The organism is Gemmata sp. SH-PL17 (assembly GCF_001610855.1).
Lineage (GTDB): Bacteria > Planctomycetota > Planctomycetia > Gemmatales > Gemmataceae > Gemmata > Gemmata massiliana.
The window spans coordinates 636390-662105 of the sequence record NZ_CP011271.1 but is presented as its reverse complement, the minus strand read 5'-3'; the positions used below and the strand labels follow the sequence as shown (position 1 = coordinate 662105).

The 25716-nt window shown below is 66.3% G+C and carries 19 protein-coding genes; 12 read left to right on the top strand and 7 right to left on the bottom strand.

The genetic code is table 11. From position 1 onward, the window contains the following. The first annotated feature begins 364 nt into the window (after positions 1-364). Genes VT84_RS02600 through VT84_RS02590 form a run of 3 tightly spaced genes read left to right on the top strand, consistent with a single transcriptional unit; the run spans position 365 to position 4458 of the window. Positions 365-3340: a hypothetical protein gene (locus VT84_RS02600; RefSeq protein WP_082838395.1), complete on the top strand. Its 2976-nt coding sequence runs from the start codon at positions 365-367 to the stop codon at positions 3338-3340. Between the two features lie 57 nt (positions 3341-3397). Further along, positions 3398-3922, top strand: coding sequence for a dual specificity protein phosphatase family protein (locus tag VT84_RS02595; RefSeq protein WP_052553633.1), 525 nt, complete (start codon positions 3398-3400; stop codon positions 3920-3922). Between the two features lie 20 nt (positions 3923-3942). Beyond that, entirely contained in the window at positions 3943-4458 is a 516-nt protein-coding gene (locus VT84_RS02590) for a dual specificity protein phosphatase family protein (RefSeq protein ID WP_082838394.1), read from the top strand. A 60-nt stretch (positions 4459-4518) separates the two neighbouring features. On the opposite strand, the gene VT84_RS02585 is transcribed toward VT84_RS02590, so the two are convergent. After that, complete coding sequence (locus tag VT84_RS02585; RefSeq protein ID WP_052553636.1) at positions 4519-4944, bottom strand: hypothetical protein; 426 nt, start codon at positions 4942-4944, stop codon at positions 4519-4521. 211 nt (positions 4945-5155) lie between these two features. Between VT84_RS02585 and tssA the strand changes: the two genes are divergently transcribed. The 8 genes from tssA to tssG all read left to right on the top strand — a co-directional run bounded on the left by tssA (position 5156) and on the right by tssG (position 14724). Next, positions 5156-6280: a type VI secretion system protein TssA gene (tssA, locus tag VT84_RS02580; protein ID WP_052553638.1), complete on the top strand. Its 1125-nt coding sequence runs from the start codon at positions 5156-5158 to the stop codon at positions 6278-6280. A gap of 117 nt (positions 6281-6397) precedes the next feature. Beyond that, positions 6398-6913, top strand: coding sequence for a type VI secretion system contractile sheath small subunit (gene tssB / locus VT84_RS02575; protein WP_052553640.1), 516 nt, complete (start codon positions 6398-6400; stop codon positions 6911-6913). 148 nt (positions 6914-7061) lie between these two features. Beyond that, positions 7062-8558, top strand: coding sequence for a type VI secretion system contractile sheath large subunit (tssC, locus tag VT84_RS02570; RefSeq protein WP_082838393.1), 1497 nt, complete (start codon positions 7062-7064; stop codon positions 8556-8558). A gap of 122 nt (positions 8559-8680) precedes the next feature. Further along, complete coding sequence (tssC, locus tag VT84_RS02565) at positions 8681-10258, top strand: type VI secretion system contractile sheath large subunit (RefSeq protein WP_082838392.1); 1578 nt, start codon at positions 8681-8683, stop codon at positions 10256-10258. 41 nt (positions 10259-10299) lie between these two features. Further along, positions 10300-11091 carry a type VI secretion system accessory protein TagJ gene (locus VT84_RS02560; protein ID WP_082838391.1) on the top strand — a complete coding sequence of 264 codons (792 nt, stop codon included), beginning with the start codon at positions 10300-10302 and terminating at the stop codon, positions 11089-11091. A 2-nt stretch (positions 11092-11093) separates the two neighbouring features. Next, positions 11094-11582 carry a type VI secretion system baseplate subunit TssE gene (gene tssE / locus VT84_RS02555; RefSeq protein ID WP_052553648.1) on the top strand — a complete coding sequence of 163 codons (489 nt, stop codon included), beginning with the start codon at positions 11094-11096 and terminating at the stop codon, positions 11580-11582. Positions 11583-11743: 161 nt separating this feature from the next. Beyond that, positions 11744-13621, top strand: a complete 1878-nt coding sequence (gene tssF / locus VT84_RS02550; protein WP_082838390.1) for a type VI secretion system baseplate subunit TssF — start codon at positions 11744-11746, stop codon at positions 13619-13621. Between the two features lie 56 nt (positions 13622-13677). Further along, positions 13678-14724, top strand: a complete 1047-nt coding sequence (gene tssG, locus VT84_RS02545) for a type VI secretion system baseplate subunit TssG (RefSeq protein WP_082838389.1) — start codon at positions 13678-13680, stop codon at positions 14722-14724. A 3-nt stretch (positions 14725-14727) separates the two neighbouring features. Here tssG and VT84_RS02540 read toward each other — a convergent pair whose 3' ends face one another. Together VT84_RS02540 and VT84_RS02535 are read right to left on the bottom strand one after the other, a co-directional pair. Beyond that, the gene (locus VT84_RS02540; RefSeq protein WP_082838388.1) at positions 14728-15537 is read right to left on the bottom strand and encodes a HEAT repeat domain-containing protein; all 810 of its coding nucleotides are present in this window, start codon (positions 15535-15537) and stop codon (positions 14728-14730) included. Positions 15538-15649: 112 nt separating this feature from the next. After that, on the bottom strand, positions 15650-17077 hold the full coding sequence (locus tag VT84_RS02535; RefSeq protein ID WP_082838387.1) for a 3' terminal RNA ribose 2'-O-methyltransferase Hen1: 1428 nt from the start codon (positions 17075-17077) through the stop codon (positions 15650-15652). 153 nt (positions 17078-17230) lie between these two features. Here VT84_RS02535 and VT84_RS02530 point away from each other — a divergent pair, with 153 nt between their 5' ends. Continuing rightward, entirely contained in the window at positions 17231-18208 is a 978-nt protein-coding gene (locus tag VT84_RS02530; RefSeq protein WP_082838386.1) for a hypothetical protein, read from the top strand. Between the two features lie 758 nt (positions 18209-18966). On the opposite strand, the gene VT84_RS02520 is transcribed toward VT84_RS02530, so the two are convergent. The 4 genes from VT84_RS02520 to VT84_RS02505 all read right to left on the bottom strand — a co-directional run bounded on the left by VT84_RS02520 (position 18967) and on the right by VT84_RS02505 (position 25545). Then, positions 18967-19851, bottom strand: coding sequence for a DUF58 domain-containing protein (locus VT84_RS02520; RefSeq protein WP_052553660.1), 885 nt, complete (start codon positions 19849-19851; stop codon positions 18967-18969). 64 nt (positions 19852-19915) lie between these two features. Further along, positions 19916-21577, bottom strand: coding sequence for a glycerol kinase GlpK (gene glpK, locus VT84_RS02515; RefSeq protein ID WP_082838384.1), 1662 nt, complete (start codon positions 21575-21577; stop codon positions 19916-19918). Positions 21578-21670: 93 nt separating this feature from the next. Then, positions 21671-24817: a bifunctional serine/threonine-protein kinase/formylglycine-generating enzyme family protein gene (locus VT84_RS02510; RefSeq protein WP_082838383.1), complete on the bottom strand. Its 3147-nt coding sequence runs from the start codon at positions 24815-24817 to the stop codon at positions 21671-21673. Positions 24818-24948: 131 nt separating this feature from the next. After that, positions 24949-25545 carry a sigma-70 family RNA polymerase sigma factor gene (locus tag VT84_RS02505; RefSeq protein WP_315850295.1) on the bottom strand — a complete coding sequence of 199 codons (597 nt, stop codon included), beginning with the start codon at positions 25543-25545 and terminating at the stop codon, positions 24949-24951. Positions 25546-25716: the final 171 nt, after the last annotated feature.

The following is a 25716-nucleotide window of genomic DNA, read 5'->3' as shown; positions in this document are numbered from 1 at the left end:
TACTCGAATCTCCCGCGCGTCGCTGAAGCTCGTGGGCACGGCCGTTTCCGTCCACAAGCCTGCCGGTTTTGGTGTTCTCCGTCAAGTAGTCCGCGTTTTTCGGATTTTGGACGCTTTCAAGCAACTCGTCGTCCGAGAGTGAACGGAGACCGGGCCGCGGTTTCGCGTGCGCAGACCCTTGAAGCGGTTTCAAATCTTTGACGGGGACGTACCGCATGGGCGACCCGGCGGTTCGTAAAGGCAACGGCCTTAAGATACTGCGTTCAAACGAAAAACGGAAGCCCTGTAACCCCGGTTGAGCTTCCGTTACGGAACACGGCGGGGTATATGACCGGCCCGTGTTCCGTAACGGAAGGAGCCGTTCGTGATACCGTGGCCCAATCGCAGGTGCGTACTCGCGATCGTCATGCTGGTCGTTATCGGGGCGGGATTCGCCCTGGTCCCCGTCTACGGGGAAACGATCCACCGGTTCGGCTTCGGTAACAAGAACACCGTCCTCGTGCGCGGGGACGCGAACGTCAAGGTCGAGGAGAAAGAGCACGACGTCTCGAACGATTCGTACCACAGCCGCCCGACCAGCGAGCACCTCCTGCTCGCGGCCGACCTCGCGACCGGCGACTCCGCGTTCATTCACTACCACTACGACACGCCCCACGCGCCGGTCACGGCCGCGCTCTCGGCCGGCGTGTACGTGAAGGCGACGAAGCCCGGCATCCAGCTCCGGGCGCGGGTCGTGTTCCCGAAGGAGCAAGACCCGGCGCACCCCGAGTCGTCGCTCACCACACTCATCGTCGGCGACACGTACACCGAGCGGGGCCAGTGGCAGAAGCTCACACTGACCGAGATCCCCGCGCTCATCGGGAAGCACCTGCCGGTGCTGCAAACCAAAATCGGGCGGGCCGTGAACAGTACCGGCGCGTACATCGACCGGCTCGTGCTGAACGTCTACACCGGGCCCGGCACCGCGCACATTTACATCGACGACCTCGACATCGGCCCGGTGAAATCGCCCGACGCCGCGGGCGGGGCGCCCGGCACGCCGGTGAAGAAGACGAAGACAGATGCGCCCGCGAGCAACGCGCGCGGGCGCATCTCCAAACTGGACAGCGGGCAACTGTTCGTGGACGGGAAACCGTTCTTCTTCCGGGCCGTGCGCCACACGGGGGCGCCGCTGCACGTGCTGCGCGACGCCGGATTCGACGCGCTGTGGGTGCCCGCGGACGTTCCCGACGGCGTCATGGAAGAGGCGAACCGCGAGGGCTGGCTGGTCATGCCGTCGATCCCGACCGCGCTGCCCGCGTCGGTGGCCGACAAGAGCGAGGCGGAGGTCGCCGCGCTGGACAAGTACTTCCGCAAGTTCTCCGGCTCGGACGTGCTGTTCTGGGATCTCGGTGGCGGGCGCGTCCAGGAGCAGACCCCCGCGGTCAAGCGCACCCAGGACTACATCCGCAAGTTCGACGGGAAGCGCCCGTTCAGCGCCGACGTGTGGGACGGGTTCCAGGGCTACTCGACGTTCCTCGGTGCTGTTGGTGCGCACCGCTGGCCCCTGTTCACCAGCCTCGAGCTCTCCGGGTACCGCGACTGGATCGCCCAGCGCATGGCCCTCAGTTCGACCCGGGCCGTGTTCTGGACCTGGGTGCAGAACCACGCGCCGGACTGGTACGTCGAGAACGTGGCCCGGGTCCGGAAGGAACAGTTCACCGATCCCATCGGCCCGCACCCGGAGCAGGTGCGGCTCCTCGCCTACATCGGCGTCGCGTGCGGGTGCCAGGGGCTGGGGTTCTGGTCCGACCAGTTCCTCGCGGACAGCCACTTCGGGCGCGACCGGCTCCAGGGAATGGCGATCCTCAACGCGGAACTGGAGATGCTCGCGCCGGTGCTGCTCGCGCGGAGCTCCAAAAACGTCCTGTGGCTCGACACGGACCACAAGGACGTGAAAGCGGCTCTGATCCGCGGCACCCGCGGGTCGCTGCTGCTCCCGCTCTGGCTCGGAAAGGGCAGCCAGTACGTACCGGGTCAGGGCGCGGTCAACTCGATTAAGGTGACCGTTCCGCTCGTACCCGACGGCGCGGACCCGTGGCGCATCTCCCCGGCGAACGTGGAGTGCCTGCGGAACAGCGCCGTCAAGAAAACGGGCGGGACCGAGCTCACGATCAACGAGTTCGACCTCGTGACCCCCATCGTGTTCACCAACGAGTTGCAGCAGGACGGGTTGGTCGCGCAGTGGCAGGACTTCAACCGCAAGAACGGGCCGCGCGCGGCGCGGTGGGCGATGGACCTCGCGGCCGAGGAGTACGAAAAGACCTACATCGTTCACTCGCGCCTCGCCCAAATGGGCGTGCACGTGCGCGACGCGGACGGCCTGTTCCAAAACGCGGCGAAGGCCCACGAAAGCGCCCGACGCGACAACGCCGCGGGCCTCCACGCCAAAGCGTTCGCCCACGCACAGGCGGCGCTGCGCCCGCTCCGCGTCATCATGCGGGACCACTGGGACAAGGCCGTCGCCACCCTCGATACGCCGAGCGCCAGCCCGTTAGCGGTGAGCTTCTTCAGCCTCCCCCAACACTGGGACATGTTCCGCGAAGTCCAGTCGTGCAAGCCCACGACCACGGTGCTCCCGGGCGGGTCGTTCGAGCCGGGGCGCGCGGACGTTCCGGACGGCGGGTACCCGGTCGACGCGGTCCCCGGGTGGAGCGCGCGGTTCGGGACGCTCGACCGCGTGAAGGTGGCCGCGGGGGTGGTGTCGGCGGCCAAACTCGCGGACAAGGCCGAGCCGAAGGTGCCGGCCTTCGAGGGGCCGAGAATGTACCTCCCGAGCCGCCCGATCGCGCGGCCCGAGGACGGCTACGTCCCTCCGGCCCCGGAACTGGGCCGCGGGGTGCTGAAGCTCGAGGTCCAGCGCCGCGTGGATCTCGCGGGAGACGGGAAACCGGCGGAAGCGATCGCCCGCCCGCTCGAGCGCACGTTCCTCGCGGTCGAGAGCCCGTCGGTGAAACTGCCCCCGGGCTCGTTGGTCCGCATCAGCGCGTGGATCAAGGTGCCGGACAGCATCGGCCTCACCGCCGACGGCGTGCTGTTCTACGACGACGTATGCGGCGAACCGCTCGCGGTGCGGCTCACAAACACGGAAAAGAAATGGAAGCAGTTCCACCTGTACCGCCGCGTGCCGCAATCGGGACAGATCGCGCTGACGATGGCCCTCACCGGTGAGGGGATCGTGTACTTCGACGACGTCCGCATCGAGCCGCTCGTCCCGGCCGCACAGGGCGCCGGTTACGCGGCCCGCCCGCCGCAACCGCAATCGGCGGTTCAACCGGCCGGCGGCGTTCGACAGCGATAAGATTGATGTGTCCGGGGAACTACACCCCGGACACGTTCGAGCCTCGCCCGGTGAGTCATGACGCGAGATTGGTGGCGATCCCAGGTTGCGCTGGTGGCGTTCGTGGCGCTCATCGTGACCTGTATTGCCTACCTCAGCGTGACAGTCGCCAATTCAAAACCTCCGAACTACACGCGGATCGAGGACGGGCTGTACCAGGGCGGGGCCGTCGCCTCACCCCCCTGGCGCACGCACGCGGTCCTCAACCTGAGCGAGAGCGCCGATCCCTACGAGAGCGAGGTACACGTCTGGGAGCCCATCCCCGACGCCGCACCCGCACCCGATCTCGAATGGCTCCAACGCCAAGTCGACTGGGTCGACGCCCAGCGCCGGGACGGGCGCCAGGTCTTCGTTCACAGTCACAACGGCATGAGTCGCAGCGGGATGGTCATCATCGCGTACCTGATGCGCAAAAACCACTGGTCGCGGGAACAATCACTGGACTTCGTTCAGAGCAAGCGCCCGATCACGCAACCGAACGAAGCCTTCATGGACCTACTCGCGAAGTGGGAACGGGTCGTACTGGAAAAGGAACCGCACTAAGACCCAACCCGTGAGCGATCATGCGCAGAAAGTGGCTGCGATCGCGGATCGCTTGGGTCGCCCTTACCGCACTCGCCGTCGCCGGTGGCGTTCACTTCGCCGTTCAAATTCTCACATCGGAACCTCCGAACTACACGCGGATCGAGGACGGGCTGTACCAGGGCGGGGCCGTCGCCTCACCCCCCTGGCGCACGCACGCGGTCCTCAACCTGAGCGAGAGCGCCGATCCCTACGAGAGCGAGGTACACGTCTGGGAGCCCATCCCCGACGCCGCGCCCGCACCCGACCTCCAATGGCTACAAAGACAAGTCGAATGGATCGGCGCCCAACGGAGCGCGGGTCGGCGCGTGTTCGTTCGCTGTCGTAACGGTGTGAGTCGCAGTGGGATGGTGGTCGTGGCCTATCTGATGCACAAAAACCGCTGGTCGCGGGAACAGTCGCTGGAGTTCGTGCGGAGCAAGCGCCCTGTGACAAGGCCCAATCCGGCGTTCATGGACCTGCTCGCTGAGTGGGAGCGAGTTGTATTGGGGAAATGACCGCGAAAAACGGAACCGGGGAGGCCTCAGCCTCCCCGGTTCCGTTTATTCACTTGGTTCTCAATCGCGGTAGCGAACGTCCACTGTGCCGTTGTTGCGGAACTCGATGTCCACGACCCCGTTCCGGAACTCGAACCGGATGGACCGGCGGTCCACCTCGAAGTCGCGGAGCGTGCCGTTCGGCAGCGCGAAGCACACGCGCACCGGCTGCCGCGTTGCAGGGTGGATGATCCACACGTCGTGCTGGCCCGGGGTCGGAGTGAAGAACCGCGAGAACTCGCTCAGCGTCACCGCTCGCGGCCCCACAGGAACGGGCACCACCGGGTTCACCACGACCGGAACCGGCACCACAACCACCGGGCGGTACACGGGAGCGGGCGTAATTTGCGGTTGCAGCGTCACCCGCGGCGCGAGTGTGACGGGCGGCGTGTAAACCGGCGGTTGGGCCGGGCTGGTCAGCGCGAGCGACAAGAGTAGCGGCGTCATGGTGGGTTGCTCCGTTCGTGCCTGTTGTGCCGGTGGAACGCCGCCCGCGCTCGGAACTTGCGCGCCGCTTTTGCCCGCTCTTCTCGGTTCGGGTGAAATAATCTCGGCCCGCGTTCAGTAACCATCCCCGAACACAGTGCTTTTTGCTTGTGTCGGCATCGGCTCTCGGGCAATCTGAGAGCCACCCCCCGAGCCGTTTTTGAGAGTGCCGATGCCGTCCGCGGACGTGCTGGATTTCGAGAAGTTACTCGCACCGATCCCCGGCGAGAAGCCGACCGGGGTGGACCTCCGGGTCAACGCCGGGCCGAGTTCCCCCTATTACCAGGTGAAGGACGGGCGGAGCGCGGCCCGCGCCGCCGAGCGCCGAATCGAGGGCGGACAGGACGAATCGCCCCCGGACTGGAAGCCGGTCGTCACGGCCGCGACCAAAGCGCTGGGTGAGAGTACGAAAGACCTCGAACTGGTCGCGTACCTGATCGAAGGCCTGTGCCGCACGCAGGGCGTCGCGGGCATTCGTGACGGGTTCAAACTCGCCCGCGGACTGGCAGAGAACTTTTGGGACGGGCTACTCCCCGCGCCCGACGAAGACGGACTCGCGACCACGCTGGGGCCGCTGGCCGGACTGAACGGGGACGACGCCGAAGGGACGCTGATCGCGCCGATCAACCGGATCGCGATCACCGACTCGGCCTCGTTCGGGAAACTCACCACGGCGGTGTACCTGCAAGCGGTGGCGGTGGCGAAGATCGTCGATCCCGAGGCGCGCGAGCGCCGGATCGCGGCCGGTTCGCCGAGCATGGAGATGGTGCAAAAGGCGGTCGACGAGACGCCGGCACCGTTCTACCGCACGCTGGTTGAAGACCTGACCGCGGCCCTCGAAGAATTCGCGAAGCTGAACGCGGTTCTCGACGAGAAAGGCGGCCGATTCGCCCCGCCCTCATCCGCGATCCGCAACGGGCTCGAAGGCGTTTTGGCCGCGATCAACGACGTGGCACGCGGAAAACTCGCCGTCACCGCAACGGCCGCGGCCCCGACGAGTGACGCCCCCTCGGGTACGGACGCGGGCGGCCAACCCAACACGGGCACGGGCGGGGACAGCGGCGCGGGGGGTGAGCGGCTCCCGACGGTCCGCACCCGCGACGACGCCCTCAACGCGATCCTCCAGTTGAGCGACTATTTCCGGCGCACCGAACCGCACTCGATGGTTCCCTACGCGCTCGAACAGGCCGTGCGGTGGGCGCGGATGCCGCTCCCGGAACTGATGACGGAACTGATCGACGACGACTCCGCCCGCCGCGCGCTGTTCAAGCAGGTGGGCATCCGCAACGACAGTTGATGCGGCCGGGCGCCCGCGGCCGAAGCGCAACAATAACGAGAGCGCCACCACCGGTGAACGCTCGCCGACCGGGTGACACCGGTCACGTGCCCGAATCCCCCTCACCACAGGTGCCGCATGGGTAGCGAGAGCTTGCAGAAGAAGTTGGACCGGGTCCGCAAGCCGCGGGTCCACATCACGTATGACGTGGAGACGGAAGGCGCGCTGGTGGTCAAGGAGCTGCCGTTCGTGGTCGGCGTCCTGGGCGACTTCTCCGGCCAGCCGACCGAGCCGCTCAAGCCGCTGAAGGAGCGCAAGTTCATCCAGATCGACCGCGACAACTTCAACGACGTGATGAGCCGGATGACGCCCGGGTTGAACCTGAAGGTGAAGAACACCCTCAAGGACGACGGGTCCGACCTCGGACTGCAACTCAAGTTCAGCAACATGGACGACTTCTCCCCGGAGAAGGTCGCCCAGCAGGTCGATCCCGTCAAGAAGCTCATCGAAACCCGGGACCGGCTCCGCGACCTGCTCACGAAGGTCGACCGCTCCGAGGATCTCGAAGGGCTCCTCGAAAAGGTGCTCTCGAACACCGAAGAACTCAAGAAGCTGGCCGATCAGGTCGGCGCCCAACCAGCCGACGGGCAGTAAGAGAAGGGCCTTTGGCGCAGAAGCCCGGGACGAAGGGTGAGGGGCGGATCGGGGTCAAATCCCGGCGCCCGGCACCCCCAGTGCCCCCGTCTTCTCACCCTTCACCCGTTCATAATAATTTCCCCTTCTCTTAACCGGGACACAAACAATGGCCAACGAACAACAAGCGGCCGGGGCCGCGGGCGCGACCACAACCGTTGAGGCCGGCAGCCTGCTCGACCAGGTGCTGACCGCGACCAAGCAGACCGAGCGGACGCGGGCCGAGGAACTGATCCGCACGCTCACCGAAGAGGCGCTCAAGGGCACGGTCGCCTACTCGAAGAACGTGACCGTGACCATCAACCAGGCGATCAAGGCCATCGACGCGGCCGTGTCGAAGCAGTTGAACGCGGTGATGCACCACCCGGACTTCCTCAAGCTCGAGGGCTCGTGGCGCGGGCTGCACCACCTCGTCATGAACAGCGAGACCAGCCCCAACCTCAAGTTGAAGGTGCTCAACGTCTCCAAGCGGGAGCTGTTCAAGGACGTGGACAAGGCGGTCGAGTTCGACCAGTCGCAGATCTTCAAGAAGCTCTACGAGAACGAGTTCGGCACGCCCGGCGGCGAGCCCTACGGGTCGCTCATCGGCGACTACGAGTTCACCAACCACCCCGAAGACATCGAGCTCCTGTCGAAGATGTCGAACGTGGCGGCGGCGGCGTTCTGCCCGTTCGTCAGCGCGGCCGACCCGAAACTGTTCGGGTTCGACAAGGGCTGGACGGACCTCTCCACCCCGCGCGACCTGTCCAAGGTCTTCGACTCGGCCGAGTACGCGAAGTGGAAGTCGTTCCGCGACTCGGACGACTCACGGTTCGTGTCCCTCACGATGCCTCGGGTGCTGGCGCGGTTGCCCTACGGCGCAACCACCAAGCCGGTCGAAGCGTTCGGCTACGAAGAGGGCGAGTTCGATAAGAACGGCTCCCCGAAGGCCCTGGACCACGCGAACTACTGCTGGATGAACTCGGCCTACGTGATGGGCACGAAGCTCACCGATGCGTTCGCCAAGTACGGCTGGTGCGTGGCGATCCGCGGGGCCGAGGGCGGCGGGAAGGTGGAGGGGTTGCCGGCCCACGTGTTCAAGAGCGACGACGGCGACCCGGACCTGAAGTGCCCGACGGAAATCGGCATCACCGACCGCCGCGAAAAGGAACTTAGCGACCTCGGGTTCCTCCCGCTGTGCCACTACAAGAACACCGACTACGCCGTGTTCTTCGGCGCGCAAACCGCTCAGAAGCCGAAGAAGTACGACAAGCCGGAGGCCACCGCGAACGCCGCGATCTCGGCGCGCCTGCCGTACATCATGGCCAGCTCGCGCATCGCCCACTACCTGAAGGTCATGGCCCGGGACAAGATCGGCTCCTTCATGGAAACGAAGGACTGCGAGGACTGGTTGAACCAGTGGATCAGCCAGTACGTCAACTCGAACCCGAACGCGGGCCAGGAGATGAAGGCCAAGTACCCGCTGGCCGAAGCGAAGGTGTCCGTGGCCGAGATCCCGGGCAAGCCGGGCTCGTACAACGCGGTCGCGTACCTGCGCCCGTGGCTCCAGTTCGAGGAGCTTACCACCTCGCTCCGCATGGTCGCCCGCATCCCGAAGATCGGGTGAGAAGGTGCCCCCGTCCACAAGGACGGGGACTCCGAATTAGTGCCGATGCCCCGCATTGCGAGTGGGGTTATTGCTGACACCCCCGCCCTTGTGGACGGGGTTCACTTTGTCGCTCGCACCTCATGAACAGACCCGCGTTCACCTACGAGACGCAGTTCGCCGACGCCCCCGCGGCGCCGGCCGCAGCGCCCTCGTTGCTCGACGCGGTGCTCGCGGCCACCGGGGACATCCCCGGCTCGAACGAAGCTCGGTCCGCGCCGCACGCGGTGGGCCGGCTCGACCGGTTCCTCGCGGCCACCGACCTCGGCGAATCGCTCCGCGAGTGGTTCGGTACGATTCCGGAGGCGTGGACCGGTGATTTGAAGGGAAAGATCACACGCGCGCTCAACCGCGACGTGGCCCGCGTCGATGAGTTACTGAACACCCAGTTGAACGCGGTCCTCCACCACCCCGCGTTCCAGAAGCTCGAAGCGTCGTGGCGCGGGTTGCGGTACCTCGTGGACCAGGTGCCCGACGGCGCGAACGTGAAGGTGCGCGTGCTCCCCGCGACGTGGAAGGATCTGGTGCGCGACCAGGACCGCGCGCTGGAGTTCGACCAGAGCCAGTTGTTCCGCAAAGTGTACAGCGACGAGTTCGGCACGCCCGGCGGCGAACCGTTCGGGCTGCTCGTCGGTGATTACGAACTGACGCACCGCGCGTACCCGGACCACCCGACGGACGACGTCGCCGCGCTGCGAGGCATCAGCGGGGTCGCGGCAGCAGCGTTCGCGCCGTTCATCACGGGCATCGATCCACGGTTCTTTGAACTCGATTCGTTCACCGAACTGGAAATCCCGCTCGATTTAGAAAGAACTCTGGCCCAATTGGACTACTTGAAGTGGCGCGCGTTCCGCGACACCGACGACGCACGATTTTCCGGTCTTCTGCTCCCGCGTGTGCTGTACCGCCGGCCCTACGGCGACGATCCCGGGAACGGCCCGGGCTTCGCGTTCCAAGAAGACACGGCCGATCCCACCCGCAAGGGGTACTTGTGGGGCAACCCGTGTTTTGCGTTCGCGGCGGTTGCGGCGCGGGCGTTCGCGCAGTCGTCGTGGTTGGCCGACGTGCGCGGGGCGCGCCCGGACGCGACGAACGGCGGGCGCGTGATGGGCTTGCCCGGCGTGGGGTACGGGACCGGGCACGGCGAAACGGCCCGCAGCGTGGTGGACGCGCACCTGACCGACGCGAGAGAGAAAGAGCTGAGCGACCTGGGGTTCGTCCCGCTGTGCCACATGCCCGGGGTGCCCGAGGCGGCGTTCTACTCGACGCCGAGCGCGCAGAAGCCCAAGGCCCTCGATACCGAGGGCGCGAGCGCCAACGCCCGACTCTCCACGATGCTGCACTACATGCTGTGCGTGTCGCGGTTCGCCCACTACCTGAAGGTGATTATGCGCGACCGCGTGGGCGCGTTCACCTCGCCGGCGGAAGTGGAACGGCTGCTCTCGGACTGGCTCGCGAACTACGTGGCCAGCAACGACGACGCCAGCCTCGAAACGAAAGCCCGCTACCCGTTACGGGAGGGCAACGTGCGGGTGTGGGAGGTATCGGGTAAGCCGGGCAGCTACCAGTGTACGATTTACCTCCGCCCGCACTTCCAGTTGGACCAGTTGACCGCCGGGATCCGGTTGACGACGCAGTTGAGCACACGAGCGGACACGTGACGGCGCCGCCCGCAAGGACGGGGCACCCTGAAGGGCCACCAATGACACCGACCGAAGCCTACAAAGCCGGCAAACTTGGCGACGCGGTCTCCGCGGCACTCGAACAAGTGCGCAGCGCCCCCACGGACCGCGGTAAGCGGCTGTTCCTGGCGGAGCTGTGCTGTTTCAGTGGCGACCTCGACCGCGCCGACAAGCAGCTCGACGTGCTGTTCACGCCGGACGCCGCGGACATCATCCAACTCACGCTATTCCGCCAACTCATCCGCGGGGAAACGGCCCGACGCGAGGTCTTCACTCAAGGTCGCGTGCCCGAGTTCCTCGCACAGCCGTCGGACGCGCTCAAGTTACGGTTGGAAGCGCTCATCCGCGTGCGCGAAGGTAAGACGGGCGAGGCCGCGGAATTGCTTACGAAAGCGGAAGAACAGCGCCCCGCGGTCGCCGGGTCGTGCGACGGTGTCGCGTTCGACGACTGGCGAGACCTCGACGACGTCACCGCGCCCGTACTCGAAGTCATCACCGCGAACGGCAACTACTACTGGGTGCCGCTCGAAGCGGTCGAGGCACTGGAGTTCCACAAGCCGGAACGCGCACGTGACCTCTACTGGCGCCCGGCGCGCCTGATCGTGCGCGACGGACCGGACGGCGTGGTGTACGTCCCCGCGCTCTACTTCGGCTCGCACACCGCGCCCGACGATGAAGTAAAGCTCGGGCGCCGAACCGACTGGCTCGGGGGCGAAACCGAACCGTACCGCGGGCGCGGGCTGCGCGAGTTCCTCGTCGGCGACGGGTCCAAGACGGTGCTGGAAATCGAGAAGATCGAAGGGGCGAAGTAGCCGTGCCGCCGATCCGCTCCGATCAACCGCTGGTGCCCTCGGTCCTCGACCGGTTGCTCGACGACGAGCCGGGCGTCAGCACCGAACCGCCCCGCAACCGCTCGCAGCTCCTCCGCGAACTCAAGCTCTCGGTCCGGCGCGACATCGAGAGCCTGCTCAACGCCCGGCGCCGCAACGTGACGCTCCCGCCGGGCCTGTCCGAACTCGCGAACTCGCTCCTCACTTACGGCGTACCCGACTTCAGCGGCGCGGGGCCGGCGACCGAGGACCAGCGAAACGCCTTCTGCCGGATGCTGGAAACGGTCCTCGTCCAGGGCGAGCCGCGCCTGCTCCGCGTGGGCGTATCCCTGGCGGGCGATGTCGATACAGCCGACCGCACGCTGCGGTTCCGCATCGACGCCCTGCTCCGCGCGGATCCGGCCCCCGAACCGGTGGTGTTCGACTCCACGCTCGAACCCTCCACGCACCAGTTCGCCGTACAGGGTGGCTGAGGAGACAGAGGGAGAAGAACAGCCACGGATGAACACAGATAAACACAGATCGAACAAGAAGTATAATAGGTGATTCAGTTCCGGTGAATGTGCCTTTAATACTGTCTCTCGACTGATCCGTGTTATCTGTGTTCATCCGTGGCTGATTGTTGGAACTGCTAATGACTGAAGACCTGCTCCCGTATTACAACCGCGAGTTGTCGTACATCCGCCGGCACGCGGCGCGGTTCGCGGAGGCGCACCCGAAGGTCGCGGCCCGGCTGCGCCTCGGACCCGACGGCAGCGAAGACCCGCACGTCGAGCGCCTGTTGCAAGGGTTCGCGTACCTCACGTCGCGCGTGCGCCACAAACTGGACGACGAGTTCCCGGAGATCACCCAGGCGATCATCGGCACACTGTACCCGCACTACCTCGCGCCGATCCCGAGTTGCGCGGTGGTGCAGCTCGATCTCGATCCGGGGCAGAACGAACTCACGAGCGGGCTCACCGTCCCGCGCGCTCAGGCGCTCGAAAGCGAACCCATTCAGGGCGAACCGTGCCGGTTCCGCACCGCGTACCCGGTCACACTGTTCCCGATTGATGTGCGGGTCGCGTCGCTCGCGAGCGCGCCATTCACCGCGCCCCCCACGCCGCGCGCGAACTCCGCGCTCGCCGTGCTCCGTATCGGTCTGGGTACGCGCTCGGCGAACGTGCGGTTCGCCAACTTCGCGGGGATGACGAAGCTCCGGTTCTTCCTCCGCGGGCAACCCCAACACACCCAGCGCCTCTACGAACTCCTGCTCAACCACGCGGTCGAGGTCGCGTTCGCGAAGCGCCCCGACGATAAGGGCGCGATCGCGGTCGGTCCGGAGGCGATCCAGCCGGTCGGGTTCGCACGCGACGAGGGGCTGTTCCCGTACCCGGCACGGTCGTTCATCGGTTACCGGTTGCTCACCGAGTACTTCACGTTCCCGCAAAAGTTCCTGTTCTTCGACGTGACCGTTCCACAAGCCGCGCTCGCACGCACCGATGGCGTGCTTGAACTGTTCGTCTACCTGAACCGGCAGGCCGCGGACCTCGAACCGAACGTCACGGCCGACACGTTCCGGCTCGGGTGCGCGCCGATGGTGAACCTGTACGAGCAACCGGCCGAACCGATCCGGCTCACGCAGCAGCAGTTCGAGTACCGCGTGGTGCCGGACCACCGCCGCCCGCTCGCGCACGAGGTCTATTCCGTCAACAAGGTGACCGCGACCGCGGCCGACGGGCGCGAAACGGAATACGCCCCGTTCTTCGCGGTGAAGCACAGTGGTTCGGGTTCGCGGCGCGAGGGTGCAGGTGGCGCGGGAGAAGCGGCGCACCCGTACTGGCACTCGGCCCGCCGCCCCGCGGCCGATGCCGCCGAACCGCGCCCCGATTCGACGGCCGTCGATCACGGCACCGAGATGTATCTGTCGTTCGTGGACATCGGTTTCAACCCGGCCGCACCGATCGACCGAACAGTGTTCGTGCATTGTACCTGTACGAACCGCGACCTCCCGGCTCGGCTCCCGTTCGGGGGCGGGCAACCGAAACTCCAACTCACCGAGGGCAGCGGACTCGTCACACGGATCACCTGCCTCACGCCTCCGACACCAACGGTCCGAACGCACCTGCGCGAAGAGGGCTTATGGCGGTTGGTGTCGCACCTCACGCTCAACCACCTGTCGCTGACCGACGGTCCCGACGGGGCGGACGCGCTGCGCGAGATCCTCGCGCTATACGACTTCACGGAATCCGCCGCGACCCGCGCGCAGATCGAGGGCGTGCGTGGCGTGAGCGGGAAGCGCGTTTTGGGGCGCGCGAACGGCGCGGTGTGTCGCGGGGTGGAAGTGGGTATCGAGTTCGATGAGGACCGCTACACCGGCAACGGGATGTACCTGTTCGCGAGTGTGCTGGATCGCTTCTTCACCCTGTACGCGAGCGTGAACACGTTCACGCGCACCGTCGCGACGGTCGCCCGAAGGGAAGGCGTTTATAAACGTTTCCCGTCCCGGGCCGGCGACCAGATCGTGCTGTAAGCTCCAGTAAAAGTGTCGTACGCGTTATTTCTCGTCGAACAGATTCGCGTGTTGAGATGAGTTCCACTCCCCACCCCCGTTCGCCGCTCGCCGCGCTGTTCGCCGCGCCAGGGAAGTTCGACTTCTTCCAGGCGGTACGGTTGCTCGAACGGCTCGCTTCGGCGGAGGATCGCACGGCGGTCGGAGGCGACACCGCGCCCGAGCAGGAAGCGGTGTCATTCCGCGTGCTGCCTGCGCTACGTTTCCCGGTGGGATCGGTGTCAAAGGTCGCGCCCGAACGCGACGGGCCGCCGGAACTGGTTACCACATTCGGCGGACTGACCGGGCCGGACGGGATTCTACCGCAGCATTACACCGCCCTCCTCATCAGCCGATCGCGGCTAAAAGACCACACGCTCCGCGACTGGCTCGACATGTTCCACCACCGGCTCCTGTCGCTCTTCACGCGCGCGTGGGAGAAGAACCGATGGGCCGCGGTCGTGGACCGGCAGCGTGCGGAGGGCGCGACTCGCGAGGACGCCGCCACGCGCGCGGGGTTCTCGGTCGCGGGATTCGGTACCGGCGGGCTGCGCGAGCGGCTGAAGCTCCCCGGCGACGTGCCCGTCTTCTACGCGGGGCTGCTCTCGCGCCAACCGAGCACCGCGACGGGGTTAGAGCAGATTCTCGGCGACTTCTTCGGCTGGCCGGTCCGCGTGGAGCAGTTCGCGGGTCAGTGGCTCTACCTCGACGCCGAGAACAAGGCGGAACTCCCGCGCGAGGGGCGCCCCGGGCTGAATTGTACCCTCGGGCGCGACGTGGTGATCGGGCGCCGCGTGTGGGACGTGCAGGGGAGCGTCCGCGTCGTGGTCGGGCCGCTCGACGGGCGCGCGTTCCGCAGCCTGCTCCCCGGCGGGGACGCCCGGGGGCCGGTGTGCGAAATGGTTCGCCTGTATTTGGGCCTGGAGTTCGACGCGGAGGTTCAGGTAGTCATCGAACCGGACGCGGTACCGGTCACCGCACTGGAGTACGACGAACGCGCCGGTCCCCGACTCGGCTGGAACACGTGGGTCCGCACGCACAACTTCGGCGCGCCTGTGAGCGACGTGAAGTTCGCGGTGAAGTGAGCCTCAGCCGTTCGTTGCGCACGCCGCGATCGCGCGCTCGACGTACCTGTCTCCCGGGTGCCGCACGCGCAACCGTTCGAGCGCGGGTAACACGCACGGATCGGCCAGAATCTCGGCCGCTTCGACCGCCGTAAGATACGGGTCCGGGCCGTCCAGTTCGGCAACGATGGCTTCGGCCGCGCGCGCGTCCCTGCGGTGAACCAAACCCTTGAGTGCCTCACCGCGCGTTACGTCATCTACGTCCGCGGTACGTGCCCACAATGCCGCACGAAGTTCCGGGCTGTCCCACTCGGTCTGGCTCCCAAGGGCAAACGTGGCCCAATCGCGGACCAGCGCACTCGTGTCGTCGGTGAGAGCGATCAGCGTGGCGATGGCCCGTTCGTCGTCCAAACCAGCAAGCGCATAGGCGACGCCGTAGCGAATGTGGTCGTCCGGATAGCCCACAAATCGCACGGCGCTTGGCAAGCATTCGAGCTGGTGCAGGTGCCCGAACGCGATCAGCGCGTCGTAAATAACGTCTTCGTTTTTCTCAGTTCCTAGCAAGTTCGCAAGCAGTTGAACTGATTCCACCGCGAACGGTTTATCTTGCTTGTAACCGAGTTGAGCGTGAATGTTCACACCGAGCGCGCGTTCCATTGGGCATGCGCTGGTGAGCAAACGAGTTGCGGTGTCGAACACCTCGCGCGTTCCGCGCCCGTGAAGTATGCGGATGACTTCCCAATGTGGATCACCATCTTCATCCGTCGGCGGATGAGACAGCGCGAACGAAATCAGTTCGTCCGTCGACCACGTCGGATCAAAACCGGCGTTCATACACTGCCTTGCTGTGTTGAAGTTTGTCTTGTGTTCGTGGCACAGGCCTCTGACCTGTGTGAGCGCCTCCACAGGCCAGAGGCCTGTGCCACCAAACCAAATACTCCGCGCCTCAATTCAACACCGCGCCGCTGCCTCCGGCGTTCCGCATGAATACCGCCATTTGGCTCGGCGCGCCGACTTCTGCGTCCACGTCGCCGAGCGGATCGATGCGGGCCGTGTAGCCGTGGGTGGCGCACACGCCTGCGCACCACGACGCAAACTCGGCGCGGGTCCACTCGAAGCGGTGGTCCGCGTGCCGGAACTTGCCGGCCGGCAGGTTCTCGAACCGCACGTTGTATTCGCTGTTCGGCGTCGTGAGCACAACCACTCCCGGCCGCGCGGCACCGAACAGCGCGCGCTCGAAGGCGCCCAACCGCGGCGGGTCGAGGTGCTCGATCACTTCCACCAAGGCCGCGGCGTCGAAACCTTCGAGTCGCGCGTCGCGGTACGTGAGGGCGCCGTGCAGGAGCTTCACGCGGTCGCCCAGATTGTCGGGCAGGCGCTGACGGTCGAGGCGCTGGCGCGCGATTTCCAGGCTCCGCACGGACACGTCGACGCCGACCACTTCCTTGAATTGCGGATCAGTCGCGAGCAGCCGGAGGAGCTTCCCCTCCCCGCACCCGAGGTCTAGCACGCGATTAGCACCGCTCGCGCGCAGAGCGGCATGAACAGTTGCGAGGCGCCGTTCGTGCAGGCTCACGCGGGCTTCCAACCGTTCTTCCGCCAGGTCTTGTGCAGCCGCGGCTTCATCCGGGTCGGTCACTTCGTCCCGCCCGAGCGAACTGAGCGCGGACTTCACCAATTTGCCCTGTCTGCGCAAGTACCGGGCCGCGATCTGTTCCTTTTCCGGGTGCGCGGCGAGCCAGTTCCCGCCGTGACGGAGGAGCTTGTCTACCTCATCGGTGCTGACCCAGTAGTGTTTCTCATCGTCGAGCACGGGGACGAGGACGTAGAGGTGCGAGAGCAGGTCCGCGAGCCGAACCGTGGCCGAGAGTTCGACCGTGAAGTACGGCGATTCACCCCACTCCGGGAAGTGTGTGTCGAGCGGGTGCCGCGTGGCCGAAACGTCGTATCCGAGTGGCTCGAAAAGTCTACGCAGGAAGCCCTCTCCTCCGCGCCGGCACGGAAGCGCTGTGAGCCGGGCGACCAGGGGTAGCGGGGTCTCGGCGAGTTCCGGCTTCGCCTTGCAGCTCCCGTTGAGTGCGCTGCCGAACACTTGTGACAGGGCGACGCTCAGGAACGAGGACGCCGCGTAGGGTCGGTCGTTGACGTACTGCGCGAGAAGCTCGTTACCAGTGCTTCGCCGCTGGCGCGCGAGTCCGACCGGGTCCACGTCGAGAACGAGAGCCGCGGTACAGCGCTCGTCGGCCGCCTCGGAATAGAAGACGTGAGCCTGCCCGAACGTGAGATCGAACGATTGCACCTTGTCGGGGTGCTTGTGCAGGAGCCAACCCAGGTCGGTCGCGGGGCTACGAGTCGTCGTTACAGTCAGGAGCATGTGTCGTCCGTTCAGGGCGCCTGTGTCGGTTGTTTCGATGAAGGGGACCGCACACTCTGGCGATGGAGTAACTGTTGCGGGGACCAGTTGGCCCGCAGTGTCCCTTGAGACATATTGAGAAGTGGCCGCCGCGCCGGGTTCACGGAGCCGCCAATGTTTCAGATCGCCGCGCTGTCGTTGGCACTGTCGCCCGGGTTCGGGGGGGATCCGGTGGGGCCGAAGCGCTACCCGCCCGTCTACATTCCGGTCGAAGCACCGAGCGGGTATCTGTACCAGCCCACTTACGACGTGCGCACCGCGGTCCGCTTACCCGCCACTCAATACGCGCCAAAAGCCGGCGACGTGCTGCTTCTGAGCGACACCACGCCGTTCTGGACGACCCTGTACCGACTCGTGTTCAGCGGGCGCCCGGGGCACTCGGCCCTCGTGGTGACGATGCCGGACGGGAAACTCGGGGTACTGGAAGCCGGATTCAACGACACGATCTGGACCCGACTTACACCGCTCGACTACCGGCTCGCACAGTTCCCCGGTTACATCTGGGTGCGCCAGCGCCACGTTCCGCTCACGCCGGACCAGGATGCCCGGCTCACCGCGTTCGCGGTTTCGGCGGAGAACAAGCGGTACGCGGTGGGGCTGTTCGCGGCGCAAATCACCCCACTCAGCCCGCGCGGGCCGATCCGCACGGCGCTCGCGCCCGGCCCACGCGGACCGGGGCACCCGGTGTTCTGCACGCAAGCCGTTCTCGAAGCGCTCGTGTTCGCGAAGGTCATCGATCGCCGAACGATCCGCCCCGCGGCCACGTACCCGCAAGACCTCTTTTACGACCGCTCGCGGAACCCGTACATCGATCGGCACCCGCCGCTGCTCGACGGGTGGGCGCCGCCCGCACAGTGGACACCAGTCGTGGGTTGGTCGGTTGGGGGGAAGGACGTGCCGAAGCCGCCGTCAGCCTGGCCCGGCGGGGAGGCTCACGTGGTCCACCCAATCGGTGGCGGTGCGAATCAGCCTCCGACACCCGTCGTCGTCGGGCGTGTTCCCGGCGAACTTGGCCAGGTCGCACTCGTCGAGCACCGCCCGCAGCGCCTCGGACTGTTCGACCGGCCACCCCTGCTGAGCCGTCGCCGCTGAAAGCTCGGTGGTCGTAAGTTTGGTCGCCGGGACCGCGAACCGGCGCTCCACGAACTCGCGCAAGATCGCCGCGACCCGCTCTGCAACAACATCGCCGTACATGTCGCCGGCCTCCAGTCGCGCGAGAGCGGCCCGCGCCCACTCGGTCGGCGGAATCGGTCGACGCCCCCGCCGGCGCATCAAAATGGCGAGCCCCACGACCGCACACACGAGCACGCCAGCGCCCGCGATCCACGGAACCAAAGCCCGATCCGAAGACGTCGGCCGCTCCACGGCCGGAATGTCTTCAACAGCCGTAACCGAGTGCGGTTCCGGAAGCGGCGCGGACTCGCTGCTCGTGCGCTCGACCGTAACTTCCACCGCGGGCCACGTCACCGACTGACGGTTCACAGTCACGGGGTTGAACGTCGCGCGCAGCGGTTTCCCCGGCACGTAGGGATCGAGCCGGTACACCTGCTGCCACCGTTCGCGCCCGTTCGACAGCGGCTTGATTTCGGCCTCGCCATCGGGCCGGATGCGCCAGCTCGCGTCCGCGTCCGCGGTGAGCAGCGACTTCGGCAGTTCCATAGCGCCGCGCAGAGGAGCGGGGCCTTCGATCGCGAGCGTAACGCGGACCGACTGCGACAGCTTCACTTGAGTCTGGTTCACTTGCGCGGACGCAACGACGTCCGACGGCTGCGCCCGAACCAGCGCTGCACCAACGAACAGAAGCACCAGCGCCGGCACCGCGGCCCGGATTCCCGTCTGGGTCAGCATCTCTATCCGTGCCTCCGGCGGCGGTCGCGCTTGCGGAAGAAGTTCAACAGCGCGTCGAAGTGATCGCCGTCCGTTCCCGCTTCGATCAGATCGGCCTGGCAACCCCGTGCGAGCTTGGCGAACGCCTCGTCGCGTGCTTTGGTGGCGGCGGCGAACTGGTCCCGGACGCGCCGATCGCTGGTGTCCACCAGTACCTGCTGACCGGTTTCGGCGTCCTGGAGCCGGACCAGCCCCACCGCGGGCCACACGCGCTCACGCGGGTCGCTCGTGCGCACCGCGATCAGGTCGTGTTTGTGCGCGGCGCGGCGGAACGCGCCCTCGAACCCCTTCCCGATGAAATCGCTCATGAAGAACACGATGGCCCGCCGGCGCTGCACCTTGTTGAGGTAGTCGAGGGCCGCGGCGAGGTCGGTTCCCGGGTGTTTTGGGTCGAACGCGAGAATGTCGCGCAGCAGCCGAAGAACGTGGCGCGGGCCTTTGTTCGGCGGGACGAAGCGCTCCACCTCGGACGAGAACGCGAGCAGCCCGACGCGGTCGTTGTTGCTCACCGCGCACAGCGCGAGTAGCGCCGCGAGTTCCGCCGCGGCCGAGCGCTTCGTGAGCTGCCGCGTGCCGAACCCCTGGCTCGCGGACACGTCCACCACGAGGATCATCGTCAGCTCGCGTTCCTCGACGAACCGCTTGATGAACGGGTGCCCGACGCGCGCGGTCACGTTCCAGTCGATGGTCCGCACGTCGTCGCCGGCCTGGTACTCGCGCACCTCCTCGAACGACAGCCCGGCCCCCTTGAACGCGGAGTGGTACTCGCCGCCGAGGAGCGTTTGAACGAGCCGCCGGGCGCGGAGGTGCAGTCGGCGCACCTGACGAAGCACATCAGCAGGAAGCATGAAACCGAAGCTCTCGTGGGAACAGACTCTCGATCACATTAGAGACGCACCACGGTTCCGGCGCTCACTCCGCGGAGTAGAACCCGATCACCGCGCGCACGGCCCGGCGCCACTCCCGGAGCTTCTTCGCGCGATCAGGGGCCGGTAACTTCGGCTCGAACCGTGTCGCGGCCGACACCAGCGCACCGAGCGCGGGTTCGTCGGCGTGTCCGGCTCCGATGGCCGCGAGGAACGCGGCCCCAAGAGCCGTCGACTCGCTCTGGGCCGCCCGCGCGACCGGGCGCCCGAGCGCATCGGCCTGAAACTGCAAAAACCAGTCGTTGCGCGCCATCCCACCGTCCACACGCAGGAGCCCGCCTTCTCCGGTCCCTGATTCTTTCTCGAACCCCTCCCCAACCCCTCCCCCAAGGGGAGAGGGGCTTAAAACCACCGAGGGTTCGGTCCCCCCTTCCTTCGCCGCCGGTCCGCGAGAAGCTCCGCTGACAGGACCGGCGCTCGACGAGGCGAAGGGGGTTAGGGGGTTAGGTCCATACCCCCCCCGTTCCGCCGCGTCGATCAAATCCGCCACCTGGAACGCGACGCCTTCCAGGGCCGCGCGCCCCAAATCCGCCGCGGTCGTCGCCCGTGTCAGTCCGAAGATCACCCCGCGGGCTTCGGGAACCCAGTGCGGCGCGCCCAGACCCACGAACCCCGGCACGAACAGCACCGGTTCCGCGGGGTTCGATTCCTTCGCGAGCCGCTCCACTTCCGCCGACGACTTGAACAGGTGAAGCCCGTCGCGGAGCCACTGCACCGCGGCCCCCGCGATGAACACGGCGCCCTCAAGGGCGTACTTGGGGCGCGTGTCGGTCATCGCGGCCACGGTGGTGAGCAACTTGTGTTTCGACTGTACCGCGGTTTCGCCCGTGTGGAGCAGGTAGAACGCCCCCGTACCGTAGGTACACTTCGCCTCACCGGGGGTGAAACATCCCTGCCCGAAGAGCGCGGCCTGCTGATCGCCCGCGACGCCGCGGATCGGTACGTCGTCGGGGAGGAAATCCAGCCCCTTCGTGACACCGTACTCGGCCACGCTCGGCTTCACGTCCGGCAACGCGGCGCGGGGTACGCCGAAGTAGCGGAGCAATTCGTCGTCCCACTGCATCGTGTGGATGTTGAACAGCAGCGTGCGGCTCGCGTTGGTCGCATCGGTGGCGTGAACCGCGCCACCGGTGAGCCGCCAGATGAGGAACGAATCGACCGTGCCGAACGCCAGTTCCCCGCGGTCCGCAACGACCTTCAGCAGCGGCGCGCGGTCGAGGAGCCACCGGAGTTTCGTGCCCGAAAAGTACGGGTCGAGTACCAACCCGGTCTTCGCGGTCAGCATCGGCTGATCGGCCGCGTGCTCGCGGCAAAAGTCGGTGGTGCGGCGGTCCTGCCACACGATCGCGCGGTGAACCGGGCGCCCGGTGGCCCGGTCCCACGCGACCGCCGTTTCGCGCTGGTTCGTGATTCCGATCGCGGCCACGGATTTGGCGTCGCGCCCCGACCGCGCGAGCGCCTCGCGCACCGTGCGAGCGACCGAGTACCAGATGTCTTCCGGTTCGTGCTCCACCCAACCGTCGTGCGGGTAGTGCTGTTCGATTTCCTGCTGCGCGGTGCCGAGCACGTCGAACGTTTTTGCGTCGTACACCACGGCGCGCGAACTGGTGGTTCCCTGGTCGATTGCGAGAATAACGGGAGAGGACATCGAACGGCTCCGGCAAAGGTCCAGTGTTCGCGGCTCATGGTATCATTGCCGAGCCGCGGGCGACACTACCAATGCCGGTTCCTCACGTTCCGTTCACCCGACCGCGCACAGGAACCGGTCCGTTTTGTCGCGATCGTGAAGCGGCACGCGGTTCGGTGCCGGGGTCGGCACGCGGCGCGGTGTCGGAGCGACCGGGAGCCCACTTGGGGCGGGTTTGACTCGCGCCAGCCGCGACTTAGCCTCCGCGAGACGCGCGTCGGCGTGGTCCAGTAGCTCCCGACGATCGGCTCCAAGTTCGACGCGAAACGCGACCAGTTCGCGTTCCTCCGAGCGCTGCTTCACGAGTTCCTCGAGCCGTTCGATCACAGCCGGCTTGTCCCCCTCGGCTTCCGCCAACTTGATACGTGCCTCGGTCCACTCGGCCTCCGCAACTAGGGCATCGAGCTTGCTGGCGAGGCCGCCCTCGAACCGCTTCTTCACGTATTCCAGAGCGCGCCCTTTGGCCGCCACCGCGTCGCGCAGCGGTTGCACGACTTCAGAGGCAGGCGCCGATTTGGGCTCCTCGGATTTCGCCTTCAAGTTACTAATCGCCACCCGGAACCCACTGCGGGCGTGGCTGTACCCCGCTTTGCCGATCCGGAAGCGCGCCGCGGAACGAGACAGCCAGTACGAGGACACGGCCGTACCGCCGCGGTGAACCAGTTCACGGTTCGAGTCGAGCGCAAGTTCCGAAACGTTGCCCAACATATCGAACAAGCCGAACGGGTTGGGTTCCCTTCCGCCCACCGCGTGGCTCCGATCGTCAGAATTCGTCTTGATCCACTCGTAGGTTTCCAGCGCCGAGGGTTCCGCTCCGCAATACCAGGGAGTCGTGGTCCCCGCGCGGCACGCGAACTCCCATTGCCCCTCGGACGGGACGACGTAGGTCCGGCCCTCTTTTTGACTGAGCCAGGCGCAGAACGCTTGCGCGTCGGCCAGCGTTACGAACACGACCGGGTGCTTGCGCGAGGGCACATACACCGTGTTCTTCCAGGTGTACTCGGGCTTCTGAACATCCCGGCCAGTGTTTTTGTCCCAGGCCCAACCGCCCCGGCCGCTCGCTTCCGCCGTCGTGACGTAGCCCGTTTGCGTCACGAACAGCTCGAACTGCTCGCTCGTGACTTCGTGGGAACCCAAATAGAACGGGGCATCGATCGCGGTCACCGTGGTGGACGCCTCGCTTTGGATCTCCCGGTGCGCCCACTCCTCCGGGTCTACCATCCTGAGCACAGGTGCAGTCGCAACTGGCTCGGGTTTGCGGCCCTCCTGTACGCTCCCGGGTGGGATGAGCCGGAACTTCATACCGACGGAATTGGTGTGTTCGACCGGCAGAACGAGATGACGCGACCAGGCTCTTTGGTGCTCGTTCGCTTGAATCGCGTCGAACGGGGCAGTAGCGGGCGACGGTTCGGGGTCCGCGATGTGATCGGTGCGTTGAGGGTTGTCGCGCATGACGACCCGAATGGTGACCCGCTCGCCGCGCTTGATCTCGAACCCCGGTGCGCGGTCGGCGCTCGTCCGCGACGAGTGACCGGTGAGCACGCCGTGCGTCGCGATCTTCCAGTGCTCCGCGGTCCGCTTGAGTGAGGCGAACCCCGGTTCGAGTTTGTACTTGCCCGGCGGCAGTTTGATCTTCGGGTGCTGGCTCACATCGAACCAGTCGGTGACCGCGTCGTCACCCTGGTGAACAATCACCGACACCAGCTCGGGGTCCGGGACGATTTCGACTTCGCCCTGATTGCCCACGTACAAAGCAAGTGGACCGAACTCAACAACGCTGGAGCACACGATTAGCAAGGCCAAAGCCGCTACGAAAGGAACCCAGCTCCGCGGCGCCGGTGTTTTTGGGCGCGCGTGTTTGACCGGTGCCCCCGCGGGTACAGGCCCCGGCGACTTGGGAGAGGGAACCGACCCAACCGAGCGAAGCGCGATCGGCGCGCACACGAGAAGGGTGAAAACTGACAACGCCAGCCCCGGGTCCGGTATAAGCGCGGCTAAAGGAATGGCGAAGGCGATCACACCCGTGGCCCACATTGCGAGCCAGGGCGCGGTAGGCGCGAGTTTGCCGGCGGGAATGCGCGCGACGTCCACTAACGTGCTGTGTTCCTGTAACTGGCGCTCGCAGTCGGCGAGTACGGCGGCCACTTCCTTCGCGCTCTGGTACCGCTGGTCCGGGTCTTTCGCGTGCAGCTTCTCCACGATCCGGCACAGCCACTCCGGTATCTCGGGAATGACCTCCCGGATCGGGCGCGGGTCTTCGTCGCAGACGCGCTTCAGCACGGCCAGCGTCCCGCTCGCGCGGAACGGCGGGCGCCCGGCGCACATCACGTAGATCACGCTCCCGAGGCTGAACAGGTCCGCGCGGTGGTCGAGGGTGTCGCCCCGTGCCTGTTCTGGGGCCATGTACATCGGCGTCCCGGCCACGATCCCGCTCTGCGAAATGCTCGCGTCGTCCGCGGCCCGCGCGAGGCCGAAATCGGTGAGTTTCACGTGTTGGTTCGGGCCGCCGATCAGCACGTTGGAGGGCTTGATGTCGCGGTGAACCAGCCCCTGTGCGTGTGCGGCCGCCAGTCCCTCGGCGAGCTGCCGACTGATCCGCAGGATCTCCGCCACGTCCAACGGTCCGGCGCGGTCGAGGCGCTGTTGGAGCGTTTCGCCGGGCACGAACTCCATCACCAGGAACGGGAGCGGGAGTTCCTCGACCGCGTGGACCTGGACCACGTTCTCGTGTCGGATTTGGGCCGACGACCGGGCCTCGCGGATGAACCGCTTGCGCGCCGGCGACGTGGTCGCCATTTGCGGCGCGAGCACTTTCACCGCGACCACCCGTTGCAGCACGTCGTCGAACGCGCGGAACACGATCCCGAACCCGCCGCGCCCCAACACTTCGAGCACCTCGTAGTGCCCGATGCGCCCGAGTGAATCGGGGCGCGTAGGCGGTGCGAGAAACCGGAGCGCCTCGTCTGTGTCGGCAAGGCCAACGGCCTCGTGCGCCACGGTACGTGCATCGGCGCGGTCCGGATCGGGCGCAGCGACCGCGGGGTGTTCGAGGAAGGAGCCAGCGCCCTCGTGTGCGCTGAGCAGCCGTTCGATCCGCTGTCGGCGTTTCACGTCACCGGCACAGGCGCCAACCAAATACGTGGCCCGTTCGACCGGATCGGTCTTTTCGAGCGCGGCCGCGAAGATCGTTTCATCGGTCATGGCGGATTCCCACAAAGAGCGAGGCACCCTCAATGCGAGAACGGGGTCGAAGGTGGCTCACAGAATTTCGGAATCCCGCAACACAACTGCGCAACAAAGGCAAAATTGCCACGATTGTCGATGGTGCAGCGCTAGTTCGCCTCTTCTCGTTGCGGCAACTCCCCGCTCATCCGCTGATACAACCACGCCTTGCTGAACACCCAGTGACGTTTCGCAGTGGCCGGGGAAATCTCCATCGCGTCGGCCGCTTGCTCGATGGTCATTCCCACGAAGTACCGAAGTTTCACGAGTTCGGCTTTCTGCGGGTCGAGGAGCGCGAATTCGTTGAGCGCCTCATCGAGCGCGACCAGATCCTCGTCCGGGCGCGGGGCGGCGATGGGCACGTCTTCCGCGTCGAGGCGGTTCAGGTCGCCGCCGTGTTTCGCGGTCCGCTTCTTGCGGGCGGCATCGACGAGAATCCGGCGCATCGTTTCGGCCGCGGCCGCGAAGAAGTGCCCGCGGTGGTCGAATTGTTGGTCGTGCCCGAGTCGCAGGTACGCCTCGTGAACGAGCGCAGTGGCTTCGAGCATGTGCCCGGGCTTCTCGGACGCGAGCTTCGCCGCCGCGAGCCGACGCAACTCGTCGTACACGAGCGGGAGCAGTTCCGCGGCCCCGGCCCGGCCCGCCCGAACGTCGTCCAGAACGCGGGTGATCTCATTCATGGGATTGAGGATAAACGTCGCGGCCAATTCGAGCAACCACCACTGCGAACCGCGTCCCGATGATGAATGCGTCTTGAAAGGGCGGCGGAAGTTTGGCCCCGCGCGAACAAAAGATGAAAGTCAGCGCGGTTCTCACATCTAACGTTTGACACCGGCCCCCGGTTCTGGCATCCTGACTTTTACGCGGGCTCAACATTC